This window comes from Paraburkholderia sp. RL17-373-BIF-A, from assembly GCF_046030175.1.
In the GTDB taxonomy this organism is placed as follows: Bacteria; Pseudomonadota; Gammaproteobacteria; order Burkholderiales; family Burkholderiaceae; genus Paraburkholderia.
Genome location: NZ_JARESO010000015.1, coordinates 89,529 through 102,484 on the forward strand (window position 1 = coordinate 89,529; position 12,956 = coordinate 102,484).

Sequence of the window (12,956 nt, forward strand, 5' to 3'; positions counted from 1 at the left end):
CCAGCCGCGATGATCGAGATCATTGGCCCGCTTGCCAGCCCGGCTGCATCGACGGCCGCCGGCAGCGGCGCAAAGCCCGAGCCGCTGCAAAAACAACTAATCGAGCGCTTGCAGCAGGCGATTCTCGCTGGGCGTTTGCCGGCGGGATCGCTGCTGCCGTCGTCGCGCCTGCTGGCTGCGGAAATGGGCGTGTCGCGCAACACGGTGGTGATCGCGTACGAGCATCTGGCCGCGGTCGGTTATGTGGTCGCCGACAAGAAAGGCACGCGCGTGAGCCCACTCTCCAGCCCGTCCGCCCGCGGCGAGCCGCGCTCGCACCCTGCCGCGCCGGAGGTGGCCTACGCGGCGCGCGTCGGGCAGTTCGCGGCCACGCGCACCCACGCCGACAACACTTTGCCTCTGACGCCCGGCACGCCCGCCTTGGACCGTTTCCCGGTGACCGCGTGGCGGCGCGCACTTGAACGCTCGATGGAACGCGCGCTGCCCCTCGCGCTCGGCTACGGCACGCCGGCCGGCGAGCCGGCGTTGCGCGACGCCATCGCCGCGCACTTGCGAATGGCGCGCGGCGTGCGCTGCGAAGGCTCGCAAGTGGTGATCACCGAGGGCGCGCAGGAGGCGCTGAACCTGTGCGTGCGCCTCTTCACCAATCCCGGCGACGTCGCATGGGTCGAGGACCCCGGCTATCGCGGCGCGAAAGCCGCGTTCAATCTGGGCGACCTGACCACGCTGCCGATCCCCGTCGACACCGAAGGCATGGCGGTGCCATCCGACGCGTGGCGCACGCAGCCACCCACGCTGATCTACACGTCGCCCGCGCATCAGTATCCGACGGGCTCGGTGCTGTCGGTGGCGCGCCGTCTGGAGCTGATCGCGCAGGCGAGGCGCAGCGGCGCGTGGCTGATCGAGGACGATTACGACGGCGAGTTCCGCCACACCGGCGAGCCGATCGCCAGCATGCAAGGGCTGGTCGAGGACGCGCCGGTGTTGTACGTCGGCTCGTTCAGCAAAACGATGTTTCCCGCGCTGCGCATCGGCTTCGTGGTGCTGCCGCGTCCGATCGCCGCGCACACCGCTGTCGCTGTGCAGGAGATGCTGCGCGGCGGGCATCGGCTGGAGCAACTGGCGCTGGCGCAGTTCATCGAGAGCGGCGAGTTCGGGCGCCATCTCGGGCGTATGCGGCGTCTGTATCGCGAGCGCCAGCAAGCGTTGCGCGATGCGCTGAGTGCGCATTTCGCACCGTCGCAGATTCTCGGCGGCAATTGCGGCATGCATCTGACGCTGCGCTTGCCGCCGCGCATCGACGATCAGACCCTCGCCGAACGCGCGCTCGCTCACGGGCTCAATCCGCGCGCGCTGTCCGGTTTCGCGTTACAGCCGTGCGCGGAGACGAATGGGCTCGTGATCGGCTACGGCAGTACGCCGGCTGAGCGGCTGGCGCCGGCAATCCGTGTGCTGGCCGGGCTGGTGGCCGAGTTGGACGGCAAGCCGAAGCGTCAGCCGGCCAGGCAATCGGCCACGAAGATGCGCGTGTAACTTTTTGCGTTTGTCCGCGTGGCCCATGTCGCGCTATCGTGTCGCTTATGCGCGGCGATTTCGGAGTGTGCGTCATCGACGGATCGCCCGCAGCTCATGCCGCACGCGCCGCACTGCAACATCGCGTGATATGCGGTGCCGCAAGCGCTCGCCGGGTCGCTGTTGGCTCGGGCATGAAGAATGCCTTTGTTGTGGTTATCTATGACGATCTATCGACCGGAGACGACATGAAGGAAATCGAACCGACCCCGTGGTTTGAGCTTGAGGCCCACACGCCCGTCCGTGAAGGCTGGTACGAGGTGCAGTTGACGAGCGGGGACACGGCTTTTGCGAAGTTTGGCGACGGCGTATGGACCGAGAAACCGTTGCTGGTATTTACACACTGGCGTGGCTTGTCCTCCGATCCATCAAAAGCCGGCGAAGGCGAGACCGAATCGATTGCCGCCGAGGCCACCGCGGCCCAAGGCGTGCGCGCCGCGTGGAACGCGTTCTTCCCGGGACTCGGCGAGGAACAGCACAAGCCACTGGACGCCGTGCCCAACGGCAAAGCGCCGCACTGATGTACGCCCGGGCGGCGGCTCGCGAGTTGCCGCCCCGATCTGTCTGACCTTACCCGCGCTCGAGCGCTTCGGCAGCCAGCTTGCCGATCTCCGTATCGATGTCGGGCGTCTCGCCCGTCTCGAGAATCCACGCCGCGGACAAACCGGACCACGCCAATATCCATTGCAGCAAACGGCGCCGATCGAGCCCGGCATGTTGCGCCACTCTTTCGACGCGACGCTCGAACCATCCCAGTCGCAACGCCGACTCAGCGTCCGGATTGCAGAAAATGTTTGCGTAGTCGAATCCGCGTTCGCCGAAGAGGCCTTTCGGGTCGATGGCCAGCCAGCCGCGCGGGCCGAAATCCAGCACGTTGCCGTGGTGGATGTCACCGTGCAATACCACCAGTTCTTGCGGCGCGGCGAGCAAGGCTTGCGCGACGGTGGCGCTGTTCTGCAACCAGCCACCGTATTTTCGCGCGGCCGGCCAGAGGCTCGCGAACCAGCGTGGCAAATCGATCAATTCGGGAAGCGGTTTGTTTCGCGGCGCGTGGAGGCGCGCGGCGGTGGCGCAGAGAATGTCGATGGCGCGGTCGTCGGCGTCGCTGTTGCCGGTGCGCGCCAGGTCCGCTAGCGTGTGGCTGCTTTGCGCACGCTCCAGCAGGAGAGCGTCGGCATCGTGGGCGAGTATGCGGGCCGCGCCTTCGCCGTCCCACCACACCATCAGCCGCGCGCCGAATATCTCTTCAAGTTCCTGCGTGACTTTTAGCATCGCGGGAATGCCGTGTCGGCGCACCGGCAGGAGCCGGCTGCTGTGCGTGCGAATCGGCTCGCCATCCTGCCGCAGATCCCATTTGACGATGTACTCGGTGAACATTTGAGCTTCAGTTCGCGAGCAGGGCGATGTTGCTGTCAGGGGTATGCAGGCAGGCGATGCGCACGGTCTCTCCAATGAGTTCGACGGTTTTTCATTCTCGCCTAAATCGACACGCAGTGGCGCGCGCAGCGCGCATCGAGCCCCGCCGCTACAATCACTCTCATCCATCTGACGCGGAACCTACGTATGAAAGTCACCCGAGAACCCGTAGCCTTGCCGCGGGCCACGCAGCTACTGAATCATGGACCGGTCACGATCATCACCAGCGCGCACGGTGGCCGCTCGAACGTGATGGCGGCGTCGTGGGCGATGCCGCTCGACTTCAATCCGCCGAAGGTGGTCGTGGTGGTGGATAGCCGCACGCTCACGCGACAACTGATCGAGGCGAGTGGCGTGTTCGGACTGCAACTGCCGAGCCGGGGATTCGCTGCGCAAACGCTGGCGGTGGGCTCGAACGCGGGCACCGAACTCGACAAGTTTGCCGCCTTCGACCTGGAGACGTTCTCCGCGCAACAGATCGACGTGCCCATGCTCGCGGGTTGCATCACGTGGATGGAGTGCAAAGTCATTCCAGACGATAGCCAGCGTCACGATCTGATCATCGGGGAAGTGGTCGCGGCGTATGCGGATAGCCGCGTGTACTCGAACAACCGCTGGCACTTCGGCGACGATCCCGATCTGCGCACCTGCCACTACGTGGCTGGCGGGACGTTCTTTGCCACGGGCGATGCGTTCGAGGTGGACGCCGTGGCGAATGGCGCGGCGAGTGAGTGATGCTCGGCGCGCGCGGCTATTTGCATCGAAGGAATTTGCCCGCCTTCAATTCCAATAGCGCGACGATTTCCGGCTGCATGAATGCGTAGTCGTCGGGAATGTCGCACCACTCATACGTCACCCTCGGCAAACTTCTTCAGCGCATCTCCCGCCAACCGATACCGCACCCATTCGCTTTGCGCGCTCGCGCCGATCGATTCATAGAAGCCGATGGCCGGCTCGTTCCAGTCGAGCACACTCCATTCGAAGCGGCCGCAACCGGTATCGCAGGCAATGCGCGCGAGGTGGCGTAGCATCTGTTTGCCTGCGCCGCTGCCGCGCGATGACGGCGACACGTACAGGTCTTCCAGATAAAGCCCCTGTTTGCCGAGCCAGGTGGAATACGAAAAAAAGTAGACGCAAAAGCCGATGGGCTCGCCGTTCATCTCGCAGATCAGCGCCTTCGCGCTGGAGCCGGCGGAAAACAGGCTTGCTTCGATGTCGCCGACTGTCGCGACGACTTCGTGCGCCGCCTTTTCGTACACTGCGAGTTCGGTGATGAAGCGAAGAATCAGCGCCGAGTCGGCGGCGTGAGCGGGACGGATATGGATAGTCAAGGTTCGATGCTCGATTGATCGGTTGAGTTGCAGAGCGAAGTTTCGCGCGGACGCGTCAGCTTCGGATCAGACATACATCGTAGCGTTTAACGTGCTGTTCTGACCAGAGCGCGACGAGAATGCGATTGACGCCTCGTCACAAAATCGTTTACTGTCGACCTATGGACTTCCACTCGATTCCCTTCGCTGCCGTCACCACCACGACGACCACCTTCACAGGCGGGTCGTCTGGAGGTTGCGCGCGCTAGAAGCACGAAGCTGTGGCAAACCACCAAAGGCCCCGCCGGAAACGGACGGGGCCTTTGGCGTTTCTGGACCTCCGTTTGCGGCATCCATTCGTGGCAACCGATCAAATGGAGCAAGACTGTGAACGACCTCGACCATCGTGTATTAGGCAATAAACTCGACCTCTTTCATCAACAGGAAGAAGGCGCGGGCATGGTTTTCTGGCACCCGCGGGGCTGGGAACTGTATCGCGTACTCGAAGATTATGTGCGTGCGCGCATGCGTCGCGCAGGATTTCGCGAGATTCGCACGCCGCAATTGCTGGCGCGATCGCTGTGGGAAAAGAGCGGGCATTGGGAGAAGTTCGGCGCGGCCATGTACTCGTTGACCGATGCGGAAGAAGGCCGCGCGCTCTGTCTGAAGCCGATGAGTTGCCCATGTCATGTGCAGGTGTTCAACCAGCGCGTGCGGTCGTATCGAGAGTTGCCGGTCCGTTATAGCGAGTTCGGCGCTTGTCATCGCGACGAGCCGTCGGGTTCGCTCGAAGGACTGAAGCGCACGCGTGCTTTCGTGCAGGACGACGCGCATGTGTTCTGTATGCCTGCGCATATCGAAGCGGAAGTCGGCCGCTTCTGTGCGCTGTTGCGTACGGTCTATGCGGACCTTGGTTTTTCCGGGTTCAAGGTCGCGCTAGCGACGCGGCCGGCCATGCGCGCGGGCAGCGATCAAACGTGGGATCGCGCGGAAGATGCGTTGGCGAAGGCTGCGCGTGCCGCTGGTCTTGAGTTCGATGTGCTCGAAGGAGAGGGCGCTTTTTACGGGCCGAAACTCGAGTTTCATCTGACGGACAGCCGCGCGCGGAGTTGGCAATGCGGCACGATTCAGCTCGACTTCGTGCTACCTGAGCGGCTCGACGCGGAGTTCGTCAACGAGCGTAATGAGCGTGAGCGGCCTGTGATGATTCATCACGCGGTGCTTGGCAGTATGGAGCGGTTCATCGCGATGCTGCTTGAGCATCATGAGGGATGGTTGCCGGTGTGGCTGGCTCCTGAACAGGTCGTCGTGGCGACGGTCAGCGACGCAAATATCGGCTACGCGCAGGAGGTTATGCAGGCGCTTGACGACGCGGGTGTCAGGGCGGTGCTCGATAGCCGGCCCGAGCGGCTGGAAAAGAAGATCTTCGATGCGCGCGAGAAGCAGGTGCCGCTTCTAGTCGTGGTGGGCTCGCGCGATGAGCGGGATCGGACGATCAGTATTCGCATGCGGGATGGGCGGCACGCGACGGTTTCATTTGTGGAAGGTGTGGAACGGTTGATGTTGATGGCGCCGACGCCTGCAATGGTGTCGAGGCTCTGATGTGGTGAGTGCGGCTCGCGTATCCAGCTCTGCCGGCGGAACCGGACGGCGAGCCCCTGTTGCTTCTGAGTAGCATCAGCGGCGAGGAAGAGCTGTCGAGAATCTTCCGCTATGTACTGAATGTGCGCACGTCGCCCGACGCAAACCTCACGGCCGATGAGTCGGCCTTTCGCATAGCTTCCGACGGTGCATCGAGCTGCGCTTCCGGGCGCTTTAACGCAACGGAGCGCTTGGGCACGATACGTCACCATTCGAACATAGTGATTACCGCACCTCCGCAAATAACCGCCCCCACCGCGCCAGCGGCTCCGTGTCCACCCCCGCCATCCTCAACGCCTTCCAAACCACCGTCGACACCGTGTCATACGCAGGAATATCCGTAGCCAGCTCAAACGCGCACACCAAATGCGCTGCATGCAGATTCGTGCAGAACGTCGTCACCGCATCCGGTCTCGCGAACGCGGCCTCGCGCATCATGATCGCGAGCTGGGTGTCGGGCACTTCAGCAAAGCTGAAATTATCCTGCAGCCTCAAATGCCGCTCCGCCACGCATTCAATGCCAAGCTTCTCGTAGTTACGGACGATTCGCTGCTGAACATCATCGGTATAAGGCGACACGAGACCGAATCGCCGCACGCCGGTCTTCTCGAAGATCTCGTTGAGCGCCAGCACAGAAGTCGTCGCAGGAGTGCCTGTCGCCTCCGCAATCTGCCGACACAACGCCTGATCGCGCTCGAACCCCAGCCAACCCGCCGACGTGCCGCTCCAGCCGATCACGTCCACCCGCGCATCGGCCAGTTGACGCGCGGCCGTCAGAATCCGGCTCGCGTCGAACTGGCCGAGCGCCCGCTCGGACAACGCGATCTCCGTCACCGAGAAGCGAGCAAAGTGCGCGCTGACGTGCGGCAGTTCGCTCAGCATCGCCGCGGTAATCGGCTCGAGCGCCGTATTCGACGACGGCGTCAGAATACCGAGCCGGATTCGTTTGCTTTGCACCGCAGCGCGTCCTTTACTCTTACCTTAGTCGGCCAGCAGCAACTTCACGCCCTCGGCGGCTTCATAGCGAAGCGCGTCGAGATCGAGACCCGGAATCACGCCGTTATCCACCACCACGCGGCCATTTACCACGTTGTAGCGAACACGCGCCGGCTCGCCCGCCGTCACCGGTGCCACCGCGACATCGTGAAAGCCGTTGAAGCGCAGATCGCTGATGTCGTAGAGCACGAAGTCCGCCGCCATGCCGACTTCGAGTGTGCCGACCGCGTCGAGACCGAGCACGCCCGCGCCGCCTGCACTGCCCCAATGGATCGTCTCCTCCACCGTGGTCGCCGACGCGCCCTGCGCCGCGCGATGCACGAGCCACGCGAAATGCGCTTCGTTGGTCATGCTGCCCGATTCGTTCGACGCCACGCCATCCACGGCCAGCGACATCGGCACGCCTGCGGCCGCCATCTGCGGCGCAGGTGCGATGCCGCTGCCTAACCGCGCGTTACTGACAGGGCAATGCGAACAACCACTGCCGGTTTCCGCGAGCATCGCGATCTCGCTCGCTTGCAGATGCACGAGGTGCGCGAACCACACATCCGGTCCGAGCCATTCGTGATCGGCGACGAATTCGACCGGCAGTTTGTTGAAGCGCTCCTTGCAAAAATCGACATAACGGGTCGTCTCGGACAGATGCGTATGCAAGCGCAAGCCCATCCGTCGAGCCGCGCGTGCGACTTCAGGGAGTAACTCGGGCGGCAAGGAGAACGTCGGTGTGGTCGGCGCGACGACAACGCGACGCATTGAAGCATCGCCGGCATCGTGATAGCGCGACTTCAAACGTTCGATGTCGGCGAGCATCTGATCGAGCGTCTCGGGCTTGAGCGCGACTTTGGAAAAACCCGGATGATCGCCCGCCGCCTGCAATGCGCCGCCACGGCACAACACGAAGCGCATGCCGAACGAAGCCGCTTCGTCGAATAGCAGATCGCCGGTTTCGGTGCTGCCGTCCGCGTGATAGAGATAGTGATGATCGGCGCAGGTCGTCACGCCGGAGAGGAGCAGCTCGGCAAGACCCAGGCGAGCGGCAACGCGCGCCAGATCCGGCGTAAAGCGCGCGAGACGCGGATACGGCACGGCGGCCAGCCATTCCTGCAAATCCGCATTGATACCGGACGGCACGGCCTTCAAGAGGTTCTGAAACAGATGATGGTGCGTATTCACCCAACCCGGATAGACCACACAGGAACGCGCGTCGATCACGCGTTCATCGGCCCGAGGTTCGAGATTCGGCGCGATGGTTGCGATACGTCCTTGGCGAATCCGCAGATCGACCTGACCGAGCCTTGCGCGCTCGCCGCTCATTCCGCTCATCACCGCGACAGGGTTCTTGATCAGCAACGCTTCAGTTTGCATGCTCACGATTCGTTATCCTTTCAGTTACTGCGAAGCGGCCGTCTCTGCAAAGACGGCCGCGCCCGTCATGCAACATCCGCTTATTCGCGGACCATGTTGTGCGCCGGCACCACGTCCTCTTCATGCGCGCCGTTGAGCACCGCGTTCAACACAACGGAAACGAGGCATGCCAGCACTACGCCGCTATGCAGGAACGGTTGCGTCCAGTCAGGCATGTGCTTGAAGACCTGCGGAGCCATGACCGGAATCAGCGCGGTGGCGATCGTAAAGCCGACGATCAGCACGTTGTAACGATTGCGCTCGAAGTCCACTTTCGCCAACGTCTGCACACCAGCCGCGACCACTACACCGAACATGGCGATACCTGCCCCGCCGAGTGCCGCGGAAGGCGTCGAGGCAACCACCGCGCCGATCTTCGGCACCAGCGCCACCACGCACATCAGCACGCCGCTGATCGCCACTACCCAGCGACTGCGCACGCCAGTCAGGATGACGAGCCCGACGTTCTCCATGAACGCGATGAACGGAAAAGCCGCGAACATGCCCGCAATCGCGCTCGCGAGACCGTTGGCACGCATGCCGCGCACCACGTCCTCCTCGCTCACTTCTTTATCGACGATGTCGCCGATCGCGACGAACAGGCCCATCGATTCGACCATCTGCACCACCATGACGACGATCATCGTCAGCACCGGCACCAGCGAGAACACGGGCGTACCGAAGTGGAAAGGCAGCGGCATGGTGAACCACGGCGCTTGCGCCACGCTCGTGAAGTTGCCCATGCCGAGCGAACACGCCAGAATGCCACCCGCAATCAAACCGATCAGCACCGACAGATTGCGCAGGAACGCATTGGCGAATCGGTTGATCGCGAGAATCACCAACGCGACGAACAGCGTGACGCTCAGGAAAGGCAGTGCACCGAACTGCTGTTGCGCGGCCTCGCCGCCACCGGCCCATTGATACGCGACGGGAAACAACTGCAAGCCGATCACGGTCACGATGCAGCCCGTCACCACAGGTGGAAAGAACCTTCGTAAGCGCCCGACGAGCGGCGCGGCGAACATGGTGAACAGACCCGCGCCAATCACCGCGCCGCACACGCCGGCAAAGCCGACGCCCGGACTCGTGCCGATCGCGATCACCGGCCCGACGCTGCTGAATGCGACGCCTTGCAGAATCGGCAGGCGCACACCGAACTTCCAGACGCCGACGGTTTGCAGAATCGTCGAGATGCCCGAGCAAAACAGCGCCGTGCTGATGAGCACGGTGGTGTCGGCCGGCGACATCTTCAGTGCCGACGCGACGATCAGCGGCACCGCAATGGCGCCGATGTAAGCCACTAGCATGTGCTGCAAACCGAGCGTGATCATCTGGCGCTTCGGCAAAATCCGATCGACGGGGTGTATGGCGGTGTTCATGACATGTCTCCAGACTATTGTTTTCGATCGGAGCGCGCCGCACGAATTTCGCCGTGCGGCCTCACTTCGCGCGCCGACCGGATCTCCCGTCAGGCCGCAACCGGCACGGCAAGACAGGCATGGAAGCGGTCGGTCAGCGCGGCGCGATCGAGATCGCGTCCGATGAATACGATTCGGCACGAACGCGGCTCACTGCCCCACGCTTGCGCCGCGCGCAGTTCAATGACGTTGTGCACGCCTTGCAGCACGTAACGATGGGACTGGCCTTGCACGGCGAGAATGCCTTTCATACGGAACAGGTTCGCGGTATCCGAGTCGCGCAACTCGGCGAGCCACGCTTGCAGCGCGTCGAGGTCGATATCCGCATCGACTTCGATACCGACAGAGGACACGCTTTCATCGTGCTGGTGGTGGGCGTGATCGTCGTCGTGATGGGCATGTTCGTGCTCATGTTCATGCTCTTCGTGGCCATGCACGTGTTCTTCTTCATGTAAGCCATCGGTCTCGACGAGAATCTGCGAGAACTCGTTCGCGCCCACGCCGAGAATCTTGCCGAGATCGATCTGCGCATAGCTCGACTCGACGATTTCCGCCGTGGCGTTGAGTCCGCGAATGCGTTGCGTGAGCGAAGCAATATCGTCCGGTCCCACCAGATCGACCTTGTTGATCACGATACGGTCCGCGCACACGATCTGATCGACGGCCTGGTTGTCACTGCCGTCGAGCACCAGATCGTCCAGATGCGCGGCGATATGCTTCGCATCCACCATCGTGACGACGGCGTCGAGGCTCACTTGTTTGGCGATTGGATCATCGAGAAAGAAAGTCTGCGCAACCGGATACGGATCGGCGAGCCCGCTCGTTTCGACGATGATGTGATCGAGCCGGTCCGGCCGCTCCACCAGCATGCGCACGATTCGCACCAGATCTTCGCGCACCGCGCCGACACAGCACACGCAACCGTTCGTCATTTCGTAGATCTCTTCGGTCGATTCGAGCACGAGGCCACCGTCGATGCCGATCTCACCGAACTCGTTTTCGATCACCGCGATCTTGCGCCCGTGCTTCTCGCGCAGGATGTAGTTGAGCAGCGTCGTTTTGCCGGCGCCGAGAAAGCCGGTCAGCACCGTGACGGGGATTTTCTCGACTTCGTTGTGGGTGGTGTGAATGTGATTCATGGCTCGTCTCCGTTTCTTCGTTCGTACTACGGTTCGGCTATCAGGCGATATTCGGTTCTTGTGTTTCGACTTCTCGCCAGCGTTTGACGGTGCCCGCTTCGAGACCGAACAGATCGAGCACGCGGCCTAGCGTGTGATCGATCATCTGGTCGAGTGAAGCGGGGCGCGCGTAAAACGCCGGCACGGGTGGCGCGACGATCGCGCCCATTTCGGTTACTGCAATCATGTTGCGCAGATGCGCCAGCGTGTACGGCGTTTCGCGCGCCAGCAGCACTAGCGGGCGGCGCTCTTTCAACGTGACATCGGCGGCGCGTGAAATCAGACTCGACGACATGCCGCTGGCAATTTCGGCGAGCGTCTTCATCGAGCAAGGCGCGACGATCATGCCTAGCGAGCGGAACGAGCCGCTGGAAATCGCTGCGGCCATGTCGTCGCAACGATAGGTGGCGCTGGCGAGCGCGCTGACGTCGGCGAACTTGTAGTCGGTCTCGTGCGTCATCGTGAGCAGCGCGCTGCGTGAAACGGTCAGATGCGTTTCGATATCGAGTTGACGCAGCAATTGCAGCAGACGCACGCCATACGTAAAGCCGGATGCGCCGCTGATGCCGATTACGAGTCGCCGCGCGCTCATCGCTGTACTCCGGCGGCGTGGGCCAGAATGTCGAGGGCCTGTTGTGCAGCGCGTTCGCTTATGCGAGCGCGGATGCCGTCGAAATGCGAGCCACGTGTCGCGTCGATACCCATACGCGACGTGGTGCCTGCCGCGGACGACGAAGGGTCGAGCGGACTGCCCGGCAAGCCATCGACGATAAACATGTCCTGATGCGGCTGAAAATGTGTGGCGATGGCCCACAGCACCTGCGAGTCGTTGGTGATGTCGATGTCGCTATCCACAGCGACGACGTTCTTGAGGTACGGATCCCAGCCGAGCAGCGCCAGCATGATCTGGCGTGCTTCGCCGTCGCGCGTCTGATTCAACGCGACGTAGCAGTGAAAATGCGTACCGGAGTTGGGGTAGTGCAACGCGGTGACCGATGGGAAGCGCGCCTTCAGCTTCTCGCTCATCTCCGCTTCGCGCGGCAAGCGGGCTAAAGTCAAATGTTCTGCGTAAGGACCGCCGACTACATCGATGAGCCATGCATCGTTACGGCGCATCATCGTGTCGACTCGCAACACGTTGTTGGTCGAGCGGTCCGATGAATAACCGGTGAATTCGCCGAACGGGCCTTCTTCGGCGTGAGCTGAAGGATCGATCGTGCCTTCCAGCACGAATTCGGCGGAAGCGGGCACGCCGATGCCATAACGCGGCGTGCGCACCAGCTCCAGCGGCGCGCCGAACAGACCGCCTGCAATCGCGCGTTCGTCGGTGCCGAACGGGACGCGCGCGGCGGCGGCCAACATGAACAGCGGATGCGCGCCGATCACCATCGCGACTTTCAATGTGTCGCCGCGTGCCTGGGCGGCTTGCAACATGCGCCAGAGGTGGCCGCGCGAATGCAGGCTGGTGGCCAAAGCGTCCTTCGCGTGTCGCATCGAGCGGTGATAGCTGAGGTTCGCCACGCCCGTGACCGGATCTTCGGCGACGATCACCGCGTTCGTAATGTACGGGCCGCGGTCGGTTTCGAAGTGGCGGATCATCGGCAGTTGCGCGAGATCGACGGCATCGCCTTCGATTACCTGATCCAGCACGTGACCGTTTGCCAAGAACACCGGCGCGATAGGCGCGTTGGCGCGTTGTTGATAGGCATCGAATAAGCCGGACGCATCGACATCGAACAGGCGCCCAATGCGTGTACGTGAAGCAAAGAAATTGGTGACGAGAGGCGTTGCGATCCCATCGACCTTTTCGCAGATCAGCATGGGATGCTGCCCGCGTGCGGCGAGTTCGGCGACGACCGCCGTGACGTCCTGATCGGCGGACAGCGGCTGCGAGAGCGTCAATACATCATCGGGATAGTGCTCGCGATACGCATGCGCAAAGCGATGAAAATCTTGCGTGGCGCGGAAAAGGTTATCCGCCATAGTGAACTCCGTGTGAGACAACCAAGGCAAGCGCG

Annotated in this window: 12 protein-coding genes and 1 pseudogene; 4 read left to right on the top strand and 9 right to left on the bottom strand. The window is 62.6% G+C overall.

The features are described 5' to 3' along the window. The first annotated feature begins 9 nt into the window (after positions 1–9). Both pdxR and P0D80_RS20055 read left to right on the top strand, forming a co-directional pair. Entirely contained in the window at positions 10–1,533 is a 1,524-nt protein-coding gene (pdxR, locus tag P0D80_RS20050; RefSeq protein ID WP_408286224.1) for a MocR-like pyridoxine biosynthesis transcription factor PdxR, read from the top strand. A gap of 227 nt (positions 1,534–1,760) precedes the next feature. Further along, positions 1,761–2,093, top strand: coding sequence for a hypothetical protein (locus P0D80_RS20055; protein WP_408286362.1), 333 nt, complete (start codon positions 1,761–1,763; stop codon positions 2,091–2,093). A gap of 49 nt (positions 2,094–2,142) precedes the next feature. Here the strand turns inward: P0D80_RS20055 and P0D80_RS20060 are convergent, their stop codons facing one another. Then, a complete protein-coding gene (locus tag P0D80_RS20060; RefSeq protein WP_408286226.1) occupies positions 2,143–2,949 on the bottom strand; it encodes an aminoglycoside phosphotransferase family protein in 807 nt (268 codons plus the stop codon). A 186-nt stretch (positions 2,950–3,135) separates the two neighbouring features. Here P0D80_RS20060 and P0D80_RS20065 point away from each other — a divergent pair, with 186 nt between their 5' ends. Further along, positions 3,136–3,723: a flavin reductase family protein gene (locus P0D80_RS20065; protein ID WP_408286228.1), complete on the top strand. Its 588-nt coding sequence runs from the start codon at positions 3,136–3,138 to the stop codon at positions 3,721–3,723. A gap of 16 nt (positions 3,724–3,739) precedes the next feature. Here the strand turns inward: P0D80_RS20065 and P0D80_RS20070 are convergent. Further along, positions 3,740–3,826 (bottom strand): annotated as a pseudogene (locus P0D80_RS20070) (phosphotyrosine protein phosphatase); the annotation flags it as partial. Positions 3,827–3,833: 7 nt separating this feature from the next. After that, entirely contained in the window at positions 3,834–4,319 is a 486-nt protein-coding gene (locus P0D80_RS20075) for a GNAT family N-acetyltransferase (RefSeq protein ID WP_132379138.1), read from the bottom strand. Positions 4,320–4,685: 366 nt separating this feature from the next. Here P0D80_RS20075 and thrS point away from each other — a divergent pair, with 366 nt between their 5' ends. Then, entirely contained in the window at positions 4,686–5,900 is a 1,215-nt protein-coding gene (gene thrS / locus P0D80_RS20080; RefSeq protein ID WP_408286231.1) for a threonine--tRNA ligase, read from the top strand. A 264-nt stretch (positions 5,901–6,164) separates the two neighbouring features. Here the strand turns inward: thrS and P0D80_RS20085 are convergent, their stop codons facing one another. The 6 genes from P0D80_RS20085 to P0D80_RS20110 form a co-directional block, all read right to left on the bottom strand. Then, complete coding sequence (locus P0D80_RS20085; protein ID WP_408286233.1) at positions 6,165–6,896, bottom strand: maleate cis-trans isomerase family protein; 732 nt, start codon at positions 6,894–6,896, stop codon at positions 6,165–6,167. A 24-nt stretch (positions 6,897–6,920) separates the two neighbouring features. After that, positions 6,921–8,300, bottom strand: coding sequence for an isoxanthopterin deaminase (locus P0D80_RS20090; RefSeq protein ID WP_408286364.1), 1,380 nt, complete (start codon positions 8,298–8,300; stop codon positions 6,921–6,923). An 80-nt stretch (positions 8,301–8,380) separates the two neighbouring features. Next, positions 8,381–9,721 carry a nucleobase:cation symporter-2 family protein gene (locus P0D80_RS20095; protein ID WP_408286234.1) on the bottom strand — a complete coding sequence of 447 codons (1,341 nt, stop codon included), beginning with the start codon at positions 9,719–9,721 and terminating at the stop codon, positions 8,381–8,383. A gap of 89 nt (positions 9,722–9,810) precedes the next feature. Beyond that, positions 9,811–10,899: a CobW family GTP-binding protein gene (locus tag P0D80_RS20100; RefSeq protein ID WP_408286236.1), complete on the bottom strand. Its 1,089-nt coding sequence runs from the start codon at positions 10,897–10,899 to the stop codon at positions 9,811–9,813. 40 nt (positions 10,900–10,939) lie between these two features. Beyond that, complete coding sequence (locus tag P0D80_RS20105) at positions 10,940–11,530, bottom strand: UbiX family flavin prenyltransferase (RefSeq protein WP_408286238.1); 591 nt, start codon at positions 11,528–11,530, stop codon at positions 10,940–10,942. Further along, positions 11,527–12,921, bottom strand: coding sequence for a UbiD family decarboxylase (locus tag P0D80_RS20110; RefSeq protein WP_408286239.1), 1,395 nt, complete (start codon positions 12,919–12,921; stop codon positions 11,527–11,529). Before P0D80_RS20110 ends, P0D80_RS20105 begins: the two co-directional genes overlap by 4 nt. Positions 12,922–12,956: the final 35 nt, after the last annotated feature.